A 15,568-nucleotide genomic window follows, 5' to 3' on the forward strand; every position below is an offset into this window, starting at 1 on the left:
GATGCCGGGCGGCTGGCCTCGATCGGGTTCTGCCTGGGCGGGGTCAGCTCGCTGGAACTGGCGCGGGACGGGGCCGATCTGCGTGCGATTGTTGGGTTTCATTGCAATCTGGACACGCCGTTGCCGGCGCGGAAGGGGCAGGTGCGGCCGTCGGTCCTGATCTGCACGGGCGGCGATGATCCGATCATCCCGCAGGACCAGATCAGCGGTTTCATGGATGAGATGCGCGATGCCGGTGCCGATTGGCAGATGAATTTCTATGGCGGGGCGGGGCATAATTTCACCAACAACTTCGCTGACCGCGCGGGCATTCCGGGCGTCGCCTATCAGGAAACCGCCGACCGCCGCGCCTGGCAGGCGCTGGCCGCTTTCTTCGAAGAGAACCTGCGCTAGCTTCGACATGACCCTTGCCAATACAGAGCCGGCGTCGCGGGAAACCGGGGCGCTGCCCTGGCGCTCGGTCGCGCTTTTGTCGATGGCGGCCTTTGCAAGCGCCTTGTCGATCCGCGCTGTTGATCCGCTGTTGCCGGCCATCGGGCGTGAATTTGGCGTCTCGGCCGGGGCGGCGGCGCAGGTGGTGACGGGCTTTACCGTCGCCTATGGCGTCATGCAGCTGGTCGGCGGGCTGCTGGGTGACCGGATCGGCAAATACCGGCTGGCCAGTCTGGCGACGCTGCTGTCGGGCGCGGTGACGGCGCTTTCGGTTCTGGCCTGGTCGCTGGACAGCCTGATGCTGGCGCGGCTGCTGGCGGGCGCGGTCGCGGCGGCCATCATGCCGATGGGGTTGGCGTGGATCGGTGATTCAATCCCCGACGATCAGCGTCAGGTGGTGCTGGCGCGCTATGTTCCGGGGCAGATCCTGGGTGTGATCTTTGGCCAGACCGTCGGCGGCGTGCTGAGCGAGGTGATGGGCTGGCGCGCGGTATTCGCCACGATGGCGCTGATCCAGATCGCAGTCGGCGCGCTGATGATCCGCGAATTGACCTCGTCCCGCGCACCCGGGGCGCGGGAACGGCGCGGGCAGGGCGGGTTGGGCCAGTCGCTCAGCCGGATCGGCGGGCTGCTGAGGCGGCCGGCGGTGCGCCGCGTCCTGCTGGCCGTCTTCATCGAGGGCTTTGCCGTTTTCGGTGCATTGGCCTTTGCCGCCAGCCATCTGCAACTGAACCTGCAACTGGGCGCGGGCAGCGCCGGGTTGCTGATGGCCGGCTACGGCCTGGGCGGGCTGGTCTATACGCTGTTATCGGGGCGGCTGATGCGCTGGCCCGGTGCTGTGGCCACCGCCATGGCCGGCGCAATGTTGCAGGCCGCTGCCCTTGCCTGGTTCGGCATGGCCCAGAATCTTGTCGTGGTGGCTGCGCTGATCTGCGCAGCGGGGTTGGGCTTCTATATGGTTCACAACCGTTTGCAGTTCAGCGCAACCCGGATGGCACCCGACAGCCGGGGCGCGGCGCTGGCCATGTTCGCCAGCGCGATGTTTCTGGGCCAGACCGCCGGGATCACACTCGGCGCCCGCATCTTCGACCATCTTGGTGCCGGCGCGCTGTTCCTGTCGGCCGGGCTGATCCTGGCCGCAATGATGGCCTGGTTCACGCTCTCGGATCAAGGTTAACTGCAAAAATTATCATAAAACGATAAATTCATGTTTACATAGGCAAGTAAATTACCGATATATCGACAAAGAGGAGCCTAGAGATGACCAAGACAGCGATCGAATCGGGTGCCTATCTGCACCATATCCACCTGCACAGCCCCGACCCCGGCGCCCTGGCGCGCTTTTATGCCGACACCATGGACATGCCGGATATTGCCGAGGCGGACGGCGCCTTCATCGTCTCGGGCCCGCGCCGGCAGGTGGTGTTCAGCGCCGGCCCCGCGCGCAAGCTGGCGGCGGCTGCCTTTGCCTGCCGGGATCAGGTGGCGCTGGCGGGGCTGTTTGGTCGCGCCGAGGATCAGGGCCTGTCACCGCAGCCGGCCAAATCGCCGCTGCTGGATCAGGGCGCGTTTGCCGTCAGGGATCCTGACGGCAATCAGGTGGTCTTTGGGCTGGTACGCCCCGGAAATGAAATCCGGCCGGTCAGTGGCACTGCCAGCCGCGCGGGCATTCACGGCCCGATCCAGCACCTGACGCTGGCCTCGCAGGACATTGCCGCGATCGAGGGCTTTTACGCCGGTAAGCTGGGTTTTGCCGTGTCGGATCGGGTGCGCAACGAGAAGGGCGAGGTGACGACCTGCTTCATGCGCTCGAACCACGAACATCACACGCTGGCCTGCTTTCTGCATCGCGACCGCAATGGCATCGACCATCATTCCTATGAAGCGGGCGATTTCATGACCATCCGCGATTGGGCCGACCGGTTTTCGGAACGCGAAATCAAGCTGATGTGGGGGCCGGGGCGGCATGGGCCGGGGAATAACCTGTTCATCTTCATCACTGATCCCGATGGCAACTGGATTGAGGTCTCGGCCGAGCTGGAGACCGTCTATGACCGCCCCGTTCAGGAATGGCCGCATGTCGAACGGACACTGAATCTGTGGGGCGACGGGCTGATGCGGGCCTGAGGAAAGGAAAAAGATCATGCGTTTCATTTCATTCACCCATGAGGGCCGTGACAGCTATGGCGTGCTGACGGGGCAGGGGATCTGCGACCTTGGCGCCCGTCTGGGGGCCTGGCTGCCCGATCTGCGCAGCTATCTTGCCGCAGCCGAGGCAGGCGCCGTGGCCGCCCTGCCGCAGGTGCCGCAGCAGGCCGATCTGGCGCTGGCCGATGTCACCCGGCTGCCGCCGCTGCCCAATCCTGGCAAGATCATCTGCGTCGGGCTGAACTATGAGGGGCACCGGCTGGAAACAGGCCGCCCCAAGCTGACCCATCCGACGCTGTTCGCGCGCTTTGCCGATACGCTGGTGGCCGATGGTGCGCCGATCATCCGCCCGCCTGAATCCGCCGATCTGGATTTCGAGGGCGAGCTGGCCGTGGTCATGGGCCGTGGCGGTCGCCGCGTGCCGGCCGAGGCGGCGGCGACCCTGGTTGCGGGCTATTCCGTTTTCAACGACGCCTCGCTGCGCGATTTCCAGAACCACACTCACCAGTTCATGCCGGGCAAGAACTTTACCGGCACCGGCGCTTTCGGCCCCGATCTGGTCACCTCGGACGAGGCGCCCGACCTGACCGATCTGGTGATCGAGACCCGACTGAACGGCGAAACCGTGCAAAAGGCCACGCTGGACGAGCTGATTTTCAAGATCCCCGAACTGATCGCCTATATCTCGGCCTTCACGCCGCTGTCGGCGGGGGATGTGATCGTGACCGGCACGCCCGGCGGTGTGGGGTTCAAGCGCAAGCCGCCCCTGTTCATGAAACCGGGCGATCATGTCGAGGTGCGCATTGATCAGATCGGTATTTTGGGCAATGACATAAAAGATGAGGATATACAGGCATAACCATGTCCGGGCTTGACCGCTTTGTCGCCGTCTTGTCGCTTTACAGCGAGACCGTCGATCTTCTGTCAGTGCAGGAGATCGCCGATTACCTGGATATGCCCAGCAGCACCGTCTATCGGATCGTGCGCGATCTGGTGAAGGCGTCGTTTCTGGAACCGGCGACGGGCGCGCGCTATCGGCTTGGCTCGGCCTTTCCGGCCTATGACTGGGTGGCGCGCAAGGCCGATCCGGTGGTGCGCGTGGCTGGCCCGCTGATGCATGAAATCGTGCTGCAATCGCGCACGCCCTGCGTGGTGCTGTTGGCGCGGCTGTCCAGCAACATGGTGATGTGCATCGGACATGAAGCCTCGTCCCAGGTCGATTTCGAATGGAGCCTGTTCGAACGCGGTCGGCCCATTCCGCTGACGCGCGGGTCGTCCTCGCAAGTGATCCTGGCGCAATTGCCGGCCTTGCAGCGACGCAAGCTGCTGATGGCCCAGGCCGAGGACAAGGCCGAGGCGCAGCGGCTGGCCGGCGAGAACGAGCATTTCAGCCAGATCCGCAAACGGGGCTTTGTCACCTCGACCGGCGAGATCGACCCGGCGCTGTCGGCGCTGGCCGCGCCGATCGCGGTGCCGGAAATCGGGATCTTTGCCAGCATCGGCATGATCTGCGACAGCCGGCACCTGACCGAGGATTGCGAACAGCGGCTGGCCTTGCTGCTGATGTCCTCGGCCGGGCTGGTCACCGAGCGGCTGCGTCGCGACGACCAACAGACAGCCCGCACCACCGCCGCGGACTGAGATTTACACCGAACCGGCTGCCCGCAGCATCCCCGCCCATGGGGTGATGCCGTGTGCCTGCCCGGCTGCCAGAGCAAGGGAAGACCAGGATGGACCATGATGTTGCGGTGCTGGGTGCTGGGCCAACCGGCCTGATCGTCGCCAATCTGCTGGGCCGCGCAGGCCTGCGCGTTGCCTTGATCGAACGCAATCCCGGCACCGTCGATGCGCCCCGCGCCGTATCCATCGACGACGAAAGCCTGCGCACGGTTCAGGCCACCGGCTTTCTGGACGCGGTGCTTGCCGATATCGCGCTGGACTATGGCAGCGACTATTATTCCCGAATGGGCGGCCGACAATTCCTGTCGGTCTCGCCCGACAGCCGCGAATACGGCTTTCCCAAGCGCAGCGCCTTTTCCCAGCCCCTGTTCGAGGCGACGCTGCGGCGCGGGCTGGACCGCTTTCCCAATGTGACCCAGATATTCGGGCAGGATTGCGCGGGCTTTTCCGAGGATGCCATGGGCGTCACGCTGGACCTGCCGGGCCGGGGCGCTGTGCGGGCCGGCTATCTGGTGGGCTGCGACGGGGGGCGCAGCGCCACGCGCAAGGCCATCGGCGCACAGTTTGGCGGCGCGACCTATCAGCAGCGCTGGCTGATCGTCGATCTGGCCAGCAGCCACGACCGCGCGCGGCAAACGCGCGTGAATTGCGACCCGGCGCGGCCCTTCATCTCGCTGCCCGGCCCTCATGGCATCCGGCGCTATGAATTTCTGCTGCATGATCACGAGGATGGCGATGCGATCTGCGCCGATCCGGCCCGGCTGGCCGCACTGATGAGCATCGCCGGCCCCGATGCCGACCGGCCGGTGGTCCGGCGGCAGGTCTATACCTTCCATGCGCGCATCGCGGATCGCTGGCAAACCGACCGCGTCTTTCTGGCCGGCGATGCCGCGCATCTGTCGCCGCCCTTTGCCGGGCAGGGCATGAACAGCGGCATTCGCGACGCCCACAACATCGCCTGGAAGCTGGCCGCAGTGGTCAGCGGGCAGGTCGGGCAGGGCCTGCTAAAGACCTATCAGACCGAACGCAAACCCCATGCCACACAGTTGATCGACCTGGCCGTGACCATCGGCAAGATCATGGTGCCGCCCTCGCGTCTGAATGCAGCGCTGGTGCAGACCGGCTTTCGTGCCACGCGCCTGATCCCGCGCCTGCAAGCCTATTTCGCGCAGATGAAATACAAGCCAAAGCCGTTTTTCGCCGAGGGTTTCGTCGCCGCCGGACCCGATCCGTTGCAGATGCGCGGCCGCATGTGCCCGCAACCCGAGCTTGAGACAGCCGCCGGCACGCGGGTGCTGCTGGACGATCTTGCCCCCGGTTTCCAGCTGATCGCATATGGCCATGACGCGCAGGCCAGTCTGGCCGGGGCTGATGCGCTGGATTTCGGCATCGAACTGCCGCCACCGCTGGCGATCCTGCCGCGGCATTCGCTGCCCGACCCGAACTCAACCGTCGCATGGGCGCGCGATATCCATGACCGGATGGCCCGGCCGGGGCGCCCCGCGCGGCCTGTGGCAATGATCCTGCGGCCCGACCGCTATGTCGCGGCGGCCAGCGATCAGGGTGCGGCAGACCTGGCGCGTCAATGCCTGTCGTTGATGATGTCAATGAATTGAAATCGCGAAATTTGGGTATTTATGTAATTTTATCTTGTCGAATTATCGAAAATAGATAATTTGATTCTTGTATGGCGCGACTCGCGCCGCTCAATCATCCATTGATCCGCCGGGAGGAGAACGGCGGCTCACCCGCCGTCTGGCCGGGCAGGATGCTGTCGTCCCTGCGAAACGGGACAATTGGGGGGAATGACATGACACATGTTCACAAGATTGCCGCAATAGCCTGCGCAGCGCTGATGCCATTTGGCGTTCTGGCCGAGGAAATCGTGCTGAAATCGGTCAGCGCCTGGCCTGCGAACTATGCTGTGGTGAAGGATTACCAGCAGTTCATCGACGCGGTGAATCAGGCCGGCAAGGGCATCGTCCGCATCGACAGCATGGGCGGCCCCGAGGCGATCCCGGCCGATCAGCAGGCCACGGCGGTGCGCAATGGCGTGGTCGACATCCAGTTCGGCGCGGCCTCGTATTACGGCGGCACGGTGCCCGAGGCGGATGCGCTGAAAGCCTCGCGCAAGTCGCCGGTCGAGGCGCGCGCAAGCGGTGCGACGGCCCTGCTGTCCGACATCTGGCGCCAGCGGCTGAATGCCGTGATCCTGGGCTGGCAAAGCGGTGGCACGGGCTTTCACATCTATCTGACCGAGCCGCCCAAGCTGACCCCGACCGGCCAGCCCGACCTGACCGGGCTGAAACTGCGGTCATCCTCGGCCTACAAGGAATGGTTTCAGGCGCTTGGGGCCACCAATGTGATGATGGCCCCGGCCGAGACCTTTTCTGCCTTCGAACGCGGAATGCTGGACGGCCTGGCCATCGCCGCGATCAACTTCAGCGATCTCGGGATCGAGCATTTCATCAAGGCACGGATCGACCCGCAGGTCTGGCAGATCGACACGCTGATCATCATGAATGCCGACAGCTTTGATGGCCTGACGCCCGAGGCGCGGCAGATCCTGACCGATGCCGCCATCGCGCGGGAAAAGGCGACCATTGACAGCTTTGCCGCGATGAATGCGGCCGAGGATCAGGCGCAGGCAGCGGCGGGGATTCAGTTCGTCACGCTGGATCAGGCCGCCGCGCAGGCCTATCGCGATCAGGCGCATGATCTGGTCTGGCAGCGGCTGGAACGGGCCGCCCCCGATCATGCCGCGGCCCTGCGTCAGGCCCTGGGCCAGGACGAGGCGACGGAATGACCGCCATGGGGATCGCCGGCCCATCGCGATGGGCGGCGGTGGTCCGCGCCTATGACCGGATGACCGACCTGCTGGCGCTGCTGATCGCGGGCGGATCGCTGGTCTTTGTGCTGATCGCCGTCATCACCGATGTCGCATTGCGCGCCCTTGGCCAGCGCCCGCCGGTCTGGACCGGTGCCGCGACCGAACATCTGATGCTGCTGCTGGTCATGGCCATCGCGCCCTGGCTGGTGCGCCATCACGCCAATGTCCGCGTCACTGCGCTGACCTCGTTGTTGCCCGCACGGGCGGCGCCGCTGGTCGAACGTGGTGTCGGCCTTGCCGCTGCCGCCACCTGTGCGCTGATCGCGGTGGTTGCGGCGCGGATGGGGCTGGACTCGGCCGCGCGGGGCGAGATGGACATTCGAGCCATCGAGGTGCCGCGCTGGATCCTGTTCGCCCAGATCGCCATCGGCTTTGGCCTTTGCGCGACCGAGCTTGCCCGCCAGGGCCTTGGCGCCGTGGCGGCCTGCCCGATATCACCAGACAGCGGGGTATAGGCGATGACCTGGATTGCCTCGGGCAGTTTCCTGATCGGCATGGTGCTGCTGGCCATGGCCAGTTCCATGCCCGTGGCCTTTGCCTTTCTGCTGGCCAATGTCATCGGTGCGGTGGTGTTTCTGGGCGGTGCGGCCGGGATCGAGCAGCTGGTTGCGAACATGACCACCTCGATCACCTCGTTCACGCTGGTCACCATTCCACTGTTCATCCTGATGGGAGAGCTGTTCTTCCACACCGGCATCGCGCAGCGCGTCTTTGACGTGCTGGACAAGATCTTTGGCCGGCTGCCGGGGCGGCTGTCCTATATGACCGTGACCGGCGGCACGCTGTTTGCCACGTTGTCGGGATCCAGCCTGGCCAATACGGCGCTGCTGGGGTCGTCGCTTCTGCCCGAGATGAAGGCGCGGGGCTATCAGGACCGGCTGTCCATGGGGCCGATCATGGCCTGCGGCGGTCTGGCGATCGTTATCCCGCCCTCGGGTCTGGCGGTGCTGTTGGGCAGCCTGGCGCATCTGGATATCGGGGCGCTGCTGCTGGCCGGGCTGGTGCCGGGGCTGCTGCTGGCGGGGCTGTATGCGGCCGTGGTGTTCATCACCGTCAGGTTGAACCCCGACGCCGCGCCCGGATATGAGGTGCAGCCGGTCGGTGCCGCGCGGATGCTTGGCATGATCTGCGGTACGCTGCTGCCGATGCTGGGCGTGGTGGCGATGGTGGTGGGGCTGATCGTCCTGGGCATCGCCACGCCGACGGAATCGGCGGCCTTCGGGGTCTTGGGCGTGCTGATCGTGGCGGCGCTGTTTCGCAGCCTGTCCCTGGGTGCGATCCGGTTGTCGCTGATCGGCACGGTGCGGGTCAGCGGCATGATCTTCCTGATCATCATCGGATCGTCCAGCTTCAGTCAGCTGCTGGCATTCTCGGGCGCCTCGGCCGGGTTGATCGGTTGGGCGACCTCTTTGCAGGTCGCGCCGCTGGTCATTCTGGCGGCAATGTTCGCGGTGCTGCTGTTGCTGGGGCTGTTCATGGAATCGGCCTCGATCATGTTGCTGACCGTGCCGATCTTCTTTCCGCTGGCGCAAGGTCTTGGCTTTGACCCGATCTGGTTCGGCGTCGTCGTCCTGGTCGCGCTGGAGATCGGGCTGGTCACGCCGCCCTTCGGGCTGAGCCTGTTCGTTATGCTGGGCGTGGCGCCCAAGGGCACGACGCTGAAACAGGTCAGTCTGGCCGTGCTGCCCTATCTGGGCTGCATGCTGGTTCTGCTGCTGTTGCTGGTGGTCTTTCCCGGTCTGACAGGGCTGTTGCGGGCGGGCTGATCGGCGCGGCAGGGCAGGCCCAGCCTTGCAGCCACGGTCTGCCTGTCATGCATAAGTATCATACCATATAGGTAGAGAATAATACTATATCGTATCAAACTTGATTCCGACCCATTGATACGAGGCTGTCATGACGTTCTCACCCAAACTCGCCGCTGCGGTGGCCACGATGCTATGGGGGCTGACCTATATCGTCACCACGACGATGCTGCCCCAGAACCCGATGTTCATCGCTGCCGTGCGCGCGATCGGTGGTGGCCTGCCGCTGCTGCTGCTGGCGCGGGAATTTCCGCCGCGCGACTGGTGGGGGCGGATCATTGTCCTTGGCACGCTGAACAGCGGGCTGTTCTTTGGCCTGCTGTTTGTCGCGGCGATCCGCCTGCCGGGCGGGGTGGCGGCGACCTTTCAGGCGCTTGGTCCGCTGTTCATGGTGCTGCTGGCCTGGCCGGTGATCGGCGCCATTCCGTCGCGCGGCAAGCTGACGGCGGTGGTCCTGGGTGCGGTCGGGGTGGCCATGGTGGTGCTGAAAGGCGGTGCCGCGCTGGATATGATCGGCATCGCGGCGGCGCTTGGGGCCGCTGCCTCGGTTGCGCTTGGCAGCACGCTGCTGCATCATTGGGGACGGCCGATTTCGGTCATCGGGCTGACAGCGTGGCAGCTGATCGTGGCGGGGGTCGAATTGTCCATCGTGGCAGCTTTTCTGGGTGATGTGCCGGCAAGCCTGACGGTCGAAAACATCCTTGGCCTGACCATCATGGCGCTGGTCATCACCGCCCTGGCCTTCGTGCTGTGGTTCGGTGCGATCCAGAAGGCCGGACCCTCGGCAGTGGCACCCCTGATGTTGCTGACCCCGCTGACCGCCTTTGCGCTGGATGCGCTGTTTCGCGGGTTCATCCCGACGCCGATCCAGTCGCTTGGCGTGGCCATCGTCATCGGCAGCCTGCTTTACGGCCAGCATGTCGATCGCCGGGCCTTCCGTGTGGCCCATCACCACAAACCGTCGGCCCGGCAGGCCAGCCAGAAGGTTCCCGCCGAATGACCGACCAGCCTGATGGGCCCCGGCTGAACGTCCGGGGCCTTGCCCGCCAGCAGATCATCATCGAAGCCGCCACCGGGTTGTTTCTGGAACGCGGTTTCGATGCGGTCAGCCTGGACGAGATCCTGCGCGCGACGGGTGGGTCCAAGACCAATATCTACAAGCAGTTCGGTGGCAAAGAGGGGCTGTTTTCCGAAATCGTCCGCCGTCTGGCCGCCGATTTCCTGTCGCCGCTGGTGGCGCTGGATCTGGGTCAGGTGTCGCGCCAGACCGGCCTGGCGATCCTGGGGCGCACGCTGATGCGGCAGCTGATGCAGCCGCGCCATATCGCCTTTCAGCGGATGGTGCTGGCTGTTTCCGACAAGTTCCCCGACCTGATGGCCGAGTGGTATCGCGTTGGGCCGCAGCGCAGCCAATCGGTCATCGCAGCCTTTCTGGGGGACGGACCCAACGCCGCGCAGCTTGCCGTCTTTTTCCATGACATGATCGTCACCGATCCGGTCAACCACGCGCTGATGGGCGCGGCCCCCGACTGGCCCGAGATCGAGACCCGGATCGACGCGGCAGCAGCCTTGCTGGCACAGGCACAGGCCTGACGCCGGCGTTCGATCCTGACGAATGCGGGTTTCCGGCATCCCGCACTGCCAAACCCGCCGGCCGGCCCCCAGATTGATCGCAACAGGCGATCCGCCCGCAAGCTCGCGCCCGGATCGCATTCCCTTTCAAATCGGGATGCCCTGGCCCTGCCCGCACGCCGTTCGGCGCGGCCGATCAGATTGCATCCATCAGGAGAATGACGATGAAAGCATTCGGTTTTCTCAGCTTTGGCCATTATGGCAAGTCGCTTGGTTCGCAGGCCATCACCGCCAGCGACATGATCAAGCAGGCGGTCGAGATCGGCGTCGGCGCCGAAGAACTGGGCGTGAATGGCGCCTATTTCCGGGTTCATCACTTTGCCCGCCAACAGGCCGCGCCCATCCCGCTGCTGACGGCCATCGCCGCGCGCACCAAGCGCATCGAGGTCGGCACCGGCGTGATCGACATGCGTTATGAAAATCCGCTGTATCTGGCCGAAGAGGCCGCGGCCCTGGACATCATCGCCGATGGCCGGTTGGCGCTTGGCATCAGCCGCGGCTCGCCCGAGACGGCACGGCGCGGCTATGAAACCTTTGGTTATACCGGCTCGACCGACCCGCGCGGCGCCGATATCGCGCGCGAAAAATTCGATCTGTTCCTGCGCGCCGTCGAGGGCGACCGCATCGCGCCGGGTAATCCCGATCTGGTCGGCCATGGCCAGATGCTGCCGATCGAGCCGCGCTCGCCCAGTCTGCGCGATCATGTCTGGTGGGGTTCGGCCACGCGCGACAGCGCCGAATGGGCCGGGCGCCTGGGGCTGAACATGATGTCGTCAACCGCGCTGGTCGAGGATACCGGGCAGCCGTTCGATGAATTGCAGGCCGAACAGATCATCCGCTTCCGCAACGCCTATCGCGAGGCGGGTCATACCGGCGCGCCGCGTGTGTCCGTCAGCCGCAGCATCATCCCGATCATGAATGAAACCGATGCTGCCTATTTCGGCCATCGCAACGGCGCCGAAGCGCGCGACAGTCGTGGGATCATGGACGGGTTCCGCGCCACCTCCGGCCGGACCTATGCGGCCGAGCCCGACCGGCTGATCGAAGAACTGAAAAAGGACAAGGCCATCGCCCTTGCCGACACGCTGATGCTGACCATCCCCAGCCAGTTGGGGCCGGATTACAACCTGCATATCCTGGAAAGCTTTGCCAAGCATGTCGCGCCGGAGCTGGGTTGGAAGCCCAATACAGAAGGCCCCGTCACCGGCTTGCCGATCCTGGACACGCAGGCCGCCTGATCCCCGGCAGAACCCGCCGCCGGCGCCTTCGGGTGCCGGCGTTTTTCTTGCGGCAGGTCGTATGCCCCCCTTTTTTCCGGTTAAACAGACATTTGTGGGTCGTGTCCTGTGGCGATTCGGATTTACACTATCTGCAACAGCAAGCGATTCGAACTTCGGCGCGGATATCGGGCTAGCTAGACCTTCAGAACCAAGTCGACGCGATCATCGGATTGCTTGCCATCAGCGGGGAGGGTGCTGTTGTGGCAAATCGACGTGAATTTCTGACATCGGCGGGACTTGTATCAGCGGCATTCGTGGCCGGTGCGTCCAGAGCCTTTGCCCAGGCAGGATCCGCCGCCGTCCGACCCGAGACATTCGATTATGTGGTTGCCGGGGCCGGCCATAACAGCCTGCTTTGCGCCGCCTATCTGGCCAAGGCCGGCAACAGCGTCCTGGTGCTGGAAGGGCGCGGCATGATCGGTGGCGGGGCCAAGACGGCCGAGGTTTTGCTGCCGGGATTCTTCGAGGATCTTTGTTCCAGCTCGCATCACGTCTTTGCCCGCAATCCCGCCTATCGCGACAACGAGATCGAGATCAGGGATTACGGCTATGAGCTGTTCGACCCTGAAATCGTGGTGCACTATCCTTTTGCCGATGGGTCCTCGATGACCGTTCACCGGGGCGATCTGGACCAGACCGCCGCCACGATCGAGCGGGTCTCGAAAAAGGATGCCGAAACCTTCCGGCAGCTGGCCACCGCGCGGCAGAAGGTCGCGGGCGAGGATCCCAACAGCGCCGATCCCTCGCGCGAGGCGCTGTTCTTTCAGCGGCTGGATGTGCTGTCCGCCTTTGACGCGGCGCGGCAGCTTTGGGAAAGCCCGCAGATGCAGGCTGCCGGGATTTCCGGCGGGCGGTGGGGCGGGGTGCCGGGCAGCGATCCGGGCACCGGCTCGCAGGCCTATTCCATGCTGACCCACATGAACGGCCGGCCAATGCCGGTTGGTGGTTCGGGCATGGTCAGCACCTCGCTTGGTCGTTTCATCGAGGCCCATGACGGCATCGTCCTGACCAATATGCCCGTGGTGCAGCTGATCATCGAGGACAATCGCTGCACCGGCGTTGAATGCGCCGATGGCAGCCGGTTCCGGGCGCGCAAGGGCGTGGTGTCGACCATCCATGTCAAGCATCTGATGGCCATGGCGCCAAGCGAGTTGTGGGGGCAGGCCTTTACCGACAGCGTCGATATCTGGCAGCCCGAACATGCGATGTTCGCCTTTCACTTCGCGCTGAAGGGCACGCCGGAATATCCGCTGGCCGCCGGCGGCTCGATCACCGGGGCCGAGGCCTCGATCATGGAACGTCCCGAAAGCATCTTCACGCTGAACCAGGATCAGGCGCGGGGCGAATTGACGCTGGACGACTATCCCTTGCAGATCGTCCATGCGGCGGGATACGACCAGACCCGCGCGCCCGCCGGCCATTCCCTGCTGAAGATCGAGGGCGGCATGCCCTATGCGCTGAAGGAAGGGCCGGAACATTGGGACGCGATCAAGGATCAGGTCGCCGATCAGGTGCTGGACCGCTATCTGCGCTATACCCCCAATCTGAGCCGCGACAATGTGCTGGCCAAGGTGATCATGAGTCCCCTGGACATCGAGCGGATGAACCCCGCCATGTGGCGCGGCAGCGTGCATCATCTGGACAAGCGATGGGGCAATTTCGCGCCCTACCGGATGCCGATTGCGGGGCTTTACCAGACCGGGGCCTGCACCGCGCCGGGCGGGTCTGTGACCGGCCAGCCCGGCCGGAATGCCGCCATCGCCATTCTGGAAGATGACGGCAAGACCCTGGCAGACGTGACCGGGAAGGGGTAGCAGATGGACAGATCTTTCCAATCAGGCGCCCGCGTCGCGTCGTTTGCGCCCGTTTTGGGGCTGGCAGTGGTGCTGGTTGCGGCCAGCCCGGCCCTGACGCAACAGGCGGACGAGGATGTCGATCCGCTGCTGTTCAACCAGCTGTTTGAACGGGTCATGCAGAATCCCGCGCCGCCACCCCCGCCGGAACAGCCCTTGCCCTTCAGCCATGAATGGCATGTGACCGAAGTTGGTCTGGATTGCACGAATTGCCACACCAATCCCGACCCCGGCAACATGATGACCTTTCCGGCCACCGATACCTGCATGGATTGCCACACCGACATCGGCACCGACAAGCCATCCATCCAGCGGCTGACCCAATATCACGATGCCAATGAGGCTGTGCCCTGGGTGCGCGTCTATCAGGTCCTGCCCGGCGTGAACTGGAGCCATCGCACCCATGTCGATGCCGGGGTCGGTTGCGTGAACTGCCATGGCGCGGTGCCGGAACTGCCGCAGATGCAGCAGCTGACCACCGTGACCAGCATGGCCAGCTGCCAAAGCTGCCATCAGGCGCAGGATGCCCCGAACACCTGCACAACCTGCCACAGCTGGCCCGACGATCAGCTGATCCGGGCGGGCCGCTGACCCTGCGGCCCTGACCGTTGCTTTGCAGTTGCGGATCGGATGCCCGGCGGCAAATATGATCAGGGGCTGTCCGGTATCGGACGGCCCGGATCGCTGACACCGTCGGGGAGGGGCTGATGATCAGACGTGACTTTCTGGGCCGCGCCTCGGCCCTTGCGACCGGACTGGTCCTTGGGCAAGGGCTGCTGCCCGCTGCGGCGCGCGCCCAGTCATCGGATACGCCACCGCCCTTCGGGGCCGAGGCGCGGGGCGTGGTCGGCGAGACCGCCGATGGCAAGGTCATCGCGATGGATTCGCTGTTACAGATCTATGACCCGCTCGTCACGCCCGCCGATGTGGTCATCGCGGGGTCCTATTGCGGCGCGGCCAACCTGCCCCATGCGATCCGGCAGGGGGTGCGCGGCATGATCGCCCATGACGCGGGGATCGGCCTTGATGGCGCGGGCATTGGCGCGCTGCCGCTGGGCGATGAACGGGGCGTGCCGGTTGCCGCAGTGGAAAATCTTTCCGCCGAGGTGACGAATGGCCGTTCGATGGCCGGGCAGGGGGTCATCAGCCATGCCAATGCGCTGGCCGCGGCGCTTGGCATAACGCCCGGCATGAATGCCACCCAGGCGGGGTTGCTGATGCTGAAAGCGCCGATGCGCGCCCCGTCCGAGGTGGCGCTGCCGCTGGATCACAGCTTTCGCGTGATGATCGAGGTCGGGTCGGGCAAGGGCTATGCCTCATCGGCGGCGACGAATTTCCCCGAGGGCGACGAACATGCCCAGGACGTGCTGGCCTGGGGGGCGCATATGGGGACCATCGCGGCCAGGATCTTGCAGACCCGGCGTTTCAAGGGCTGTATCGGCAATGATTGCGGCAAGGCGCGCAACGATTCCGGCATTGGCAGCCTGCCTTTGCTGAACGATCTGGGGATCATGGCGGCATCGGTGGCCAGCATGTCAGCGCGGATTGGCGATGGTTACAGCAGTTGGAACGACGGTCGGATATCGGCGGCGAATGATCTTGCGCTTGCGGCCGGTGTGGCGCTTGAGATGCCGGCCTCGGATGCGGCGCGGCTGATGTTGCTGGCATAGGAAAGGGGACAGGGATCATGCAGACCGAGGATTTCGATTTCGACTATGAGGGCCAGCGCTGCGGCGCCTATGCGGCCTGGGATGACAGCCTTGCCGGGCCCCTGCCGGGGGTGCTGGTGATCCACGACCTGTGGGGGTTTGGCGAGCAACCGAAGGATCGGGCGCGGCGGCTGGCGGC

At 64.8% G+C, this 15,568-nt stretch carries 15 protein-coding genes; all 15 read left to right on the top strand.

Annotated elements, in window-relative coordinates; genetic code table 11:
- Positions 1-393, top strand: a 393-nt coding sequence (locus FNJ84_RS20515) for a dienelactone hydrolase family protein (RefSeq protein ID WP_185968625.1), incomplete at its 5' end; no start/stop codon positions are given.
- Positions 394-400: 7 nt separating this feature from the next.
- Positions 401-1,609 carry an MFS transporter gene (locus tag FNJ84_RS20520; RefSeq protein ID WP_143795046.1) on the top strand — a complete coding sequence of 403 codons (1,209 nt, stop codon included), beginning with the start codon at positions 401-403 and terminating at the stop codon, positions 1,607-1,609.
- Between the two features lie 83 nt (positions 1,610-1,692).
- Positions 1,693-2,559: a VOC family protein gene (locus FNJ84_RS20525; protein WP_143795048.1), complete on the top strand. Its 867-nt coding sequence runs from the start codon at positions 1,693-1,695 to the stop codon at positions 2,557-2,559.
- 16 nt (positions 2,560-2,575) lie between these two features.
- Entirely contained in the window at positions 2,576-3,439 is an 864-nt protein-coding gene (locus tag FNJ84_RS20530; RefSeq protein WP_143795049.1) for a fumarylacetoacetate hydrolase family protein, read from the top strand.
- A gap of 2 nt (positions 3,440-3,441) precedes the next feature.
- Complete coding sequence (locus tag FNJ84_RS20535; protein ID WP_143795051.1) at positions 3,442-4,221, top strand: IclR family transcriptional regulator; 780 nt, start codon at positions 3,442-3,444, stop codon at positions 4,219-4,221.
- An 89-nt stretch (positions 4,222-4,310) separates the two neighbouring features.
- A complete protein-coding gene (locus FNJ84_RS20540; protein WP_143795053.1) occupies positions 4,311-5,876 on the top strand; it encodes a bifunctional 3-(3-hydroxy-phenyl)propionate/3-hydroxycinnamic acid hydroxylase in 1,566 nt (521 codons plus the stop codon).
- A gap of 194 nt (positions 5,877-6,070) precedes the next feature.
- Positions 6,071-7,066: a TRAP transporter substrate-binding protein DctP gene (gene dctP / locus FNJ84_RS20545; RefSeq protein WP_185968626.1), complete on the top strand. Its 996-nt coding sequence runs from the start codon at positions 6,071-6,073 to the stop codon at positions 7,064-7,066.
- Positions 7,063-7,605, top strand: coding sequence for a TRAP transporter small permease (locus FNJ84_RS20550; protein ID WP_143795057.1), 543 nt, complete (start codon positions 7,063-7,065; stop codon positions 7,603-7,605). Before dctP ends, FNJ84_RS20550 begins: the two co-directional genes overlap by 4 nt.
- A 3-nt stretch (positions 7,606-7,608) precedes the next feature.
- Entirely contained in the window at positions 7,609-8,916 is a 1,308-nt protein-coding gene (locus tag FNJ84_RS20555; protein WP_143795059.1) for a TRAP transporter large permease, read from the top strand.
- A gap of 130 nt (positions 8,917-9,046) precedes the next feature.
- The gene (locus FNJ84_RS20560) at positions 9,047-9,955 is read left to right on the top strand and encodes a DMT family transporter (protein ID WP_143795061.1); all 909 of its coding nucleotides are present in this window, start codon (positions 9,047-9,049) and stop codon (positions 9,953-9,955) included.
- Positions 9,952-10,548 (top strand): TetR/AcrR family transcriptional regulator, encoded by a 597-nt coding sequence (locus FNJ84_RS20565; protein WP_143795063.1) that lies wholly within the window; start codon positions 9,952-9,954, stop codon positions 10,546-10,548. The genes FNJ84_RS20560 and FNJ84_RS20565 overlap by 4 nt, the downstream gene beginning before the upstream one ends.
- Before the next feature lie 203 nt (positions 10,549-10,751).
- Positions 10,752-11,825, top strand: coding sequence for an LLM class flavin-dependent oxidoreductase (locus FNJ84_RS20570; protein ID WP_143795065.1), 1,074 nt, complete (start codon positions 10,752-10,754; stop codon positions 11,823-11,825).
- A 296-nt stretch (positions 11,826-12,121) separates the two neighbouring features.
- Positions 12,122-13,681: an NAD(P)/FAD-dependent oxidoreductase gene (locus tag FNJ84_RS20575; RefSeq protein ID WP_185968627.1), complete on the top strand. Its 1,560-nt coding sequence runs from the start codon at positions 12,122-12,124 to the stop codon at positions 13,679-13,681.
- 3 nt (positions 13,682-13,684) lie between these two features.
- On the top strand, positions 13,685-14,311 hold the full coding sequence (locus FNJ84_RS20580) for a cytochrome c3 family protein (protein ID WP_143795069.1): 627 nt from the start codon (positions 13,685-13,687) through the stop codon (positions 14,309-14,311).
- Positions 14,312-14,427: 116 nt separating this feature from the next.
- Positions 14,428-15,390 carry a hypothetical protein gene (locus FNJ84_RS20585; RefSeq protein WP_143795071.1) on the top strand — a complete coding sequence of 321 codons (963 nt, stop codon included), beginning with the start codon at positions 14,428-14,430 and terminating at the stop codon, positions 15,388-15,390.
- Positions 15,391-15,568 lie beyond the last annotated feature (178 nt).

This window comes from Paracoccus sp. M683 (assembly GCF_007096355.1).
In the GTDB taxonomy this organism is placed as follows: Bacteria; Pseudomonadota; Alphaproteobacteria; order Rhodobacterales; family Rhodobacteraceae; genus Paracoccus.

Excerpts from the sequence above, each read along its gene's own strand:
- FNJ84_RS20520 (WP_143795046.1), top strand. The coding sequence starts at position 401 with ATGACCCTTGCCAATACAGAGCCGGCGTCGCGGGAAACCGGGGCGCTG.
- FNJ84_RS20525 (WP_143795048.1), top strand. The coding sequence starts at position 1,693 with ATGACCAAGACAGCGATCGAATCGGGTGCCTATCTGCACCATATCCAC.
- FNJ84_RS20530 (WP_143795049.1), top strand. The coding sequence starts at position 2,576 with ATGCGTTTCATTTCATTCACCCATGAGGGCCGTGACAGCTATGGCGTG.
- FNJ84_RS20535 (WP_143795051.1), top strand. The coding sequence starts at position 3,442 with ATGTCCGGGCTTGACCGCTTTGTCGCCGTCTTGTCGCTTTACAGCGAG.
- FNJ84_RS20540 (WP_143795053.1), top strand. The coding sequence starts at position 4,311 with ATGGACCATGATGTTGCGGTGCTGGGTGCTGGGCCAACCGGCCTGATC.
- dctP (WP_185968626.1), top strand. The coding sequence starts at position 6,071 with ATGACACATGTTCACAAGATTGCCGCAATAGCCTGCGCAGCGCTGATG.
- FNJ84_RS20550 (WP_143795057.1), top strand. The coding sequence starts at position 7,063 with ATGACCGCCATGGGGATCGCCGGCCCATCGCGATGGGCGGCGGTGGTC.
- FNJ84_RS20555 (WP_143795059.1), top strand. The coding sequence starts at position 7,609 with ATGACCTGGATTGCCTCGGGCAGTTTCCTGATCGGCATGGTGCTGCTG.
- FNJ84_RS20560 (WP_143795061.1), top strand. The coding sequence starts at position 9,047 with ATGACGTTCTCACCCAAACTCGCCGCTGCGGTGGCCACGATGCTATGG.
- FNJ84_RS20565 (WP_143795063.1), top strand. The coding sequence starts at position 9,952 with ATGACCGACCAGCCTGATGGGCCCCGGCTGAACGTCCGGGGCCTTGCC.
- FNJ84_RS20570 (WP_143795065.1), top strand. The coding sequence starts at position 10,752 with ATGAAAGCATTCGGTTTTCTCAGCTTTGGCCATTATGGCAAGTCGCTT.
- FNJ84_RS20580 (WP_143795069.1), top strand. The coding sequence starts at position 13,685 with ATGGACAGATCTTTCCAATCAGGCGCCCGCGTCGCGTCGTTTGCGCCC.
- FNJ84_RS20585 (WP_143795071.1), top strand. The coding sequence starts at position 14,428 with ATGATCAGACGTGACTTTCTGGGCCGCGCCTCGGCCCTTGCGACCGGA.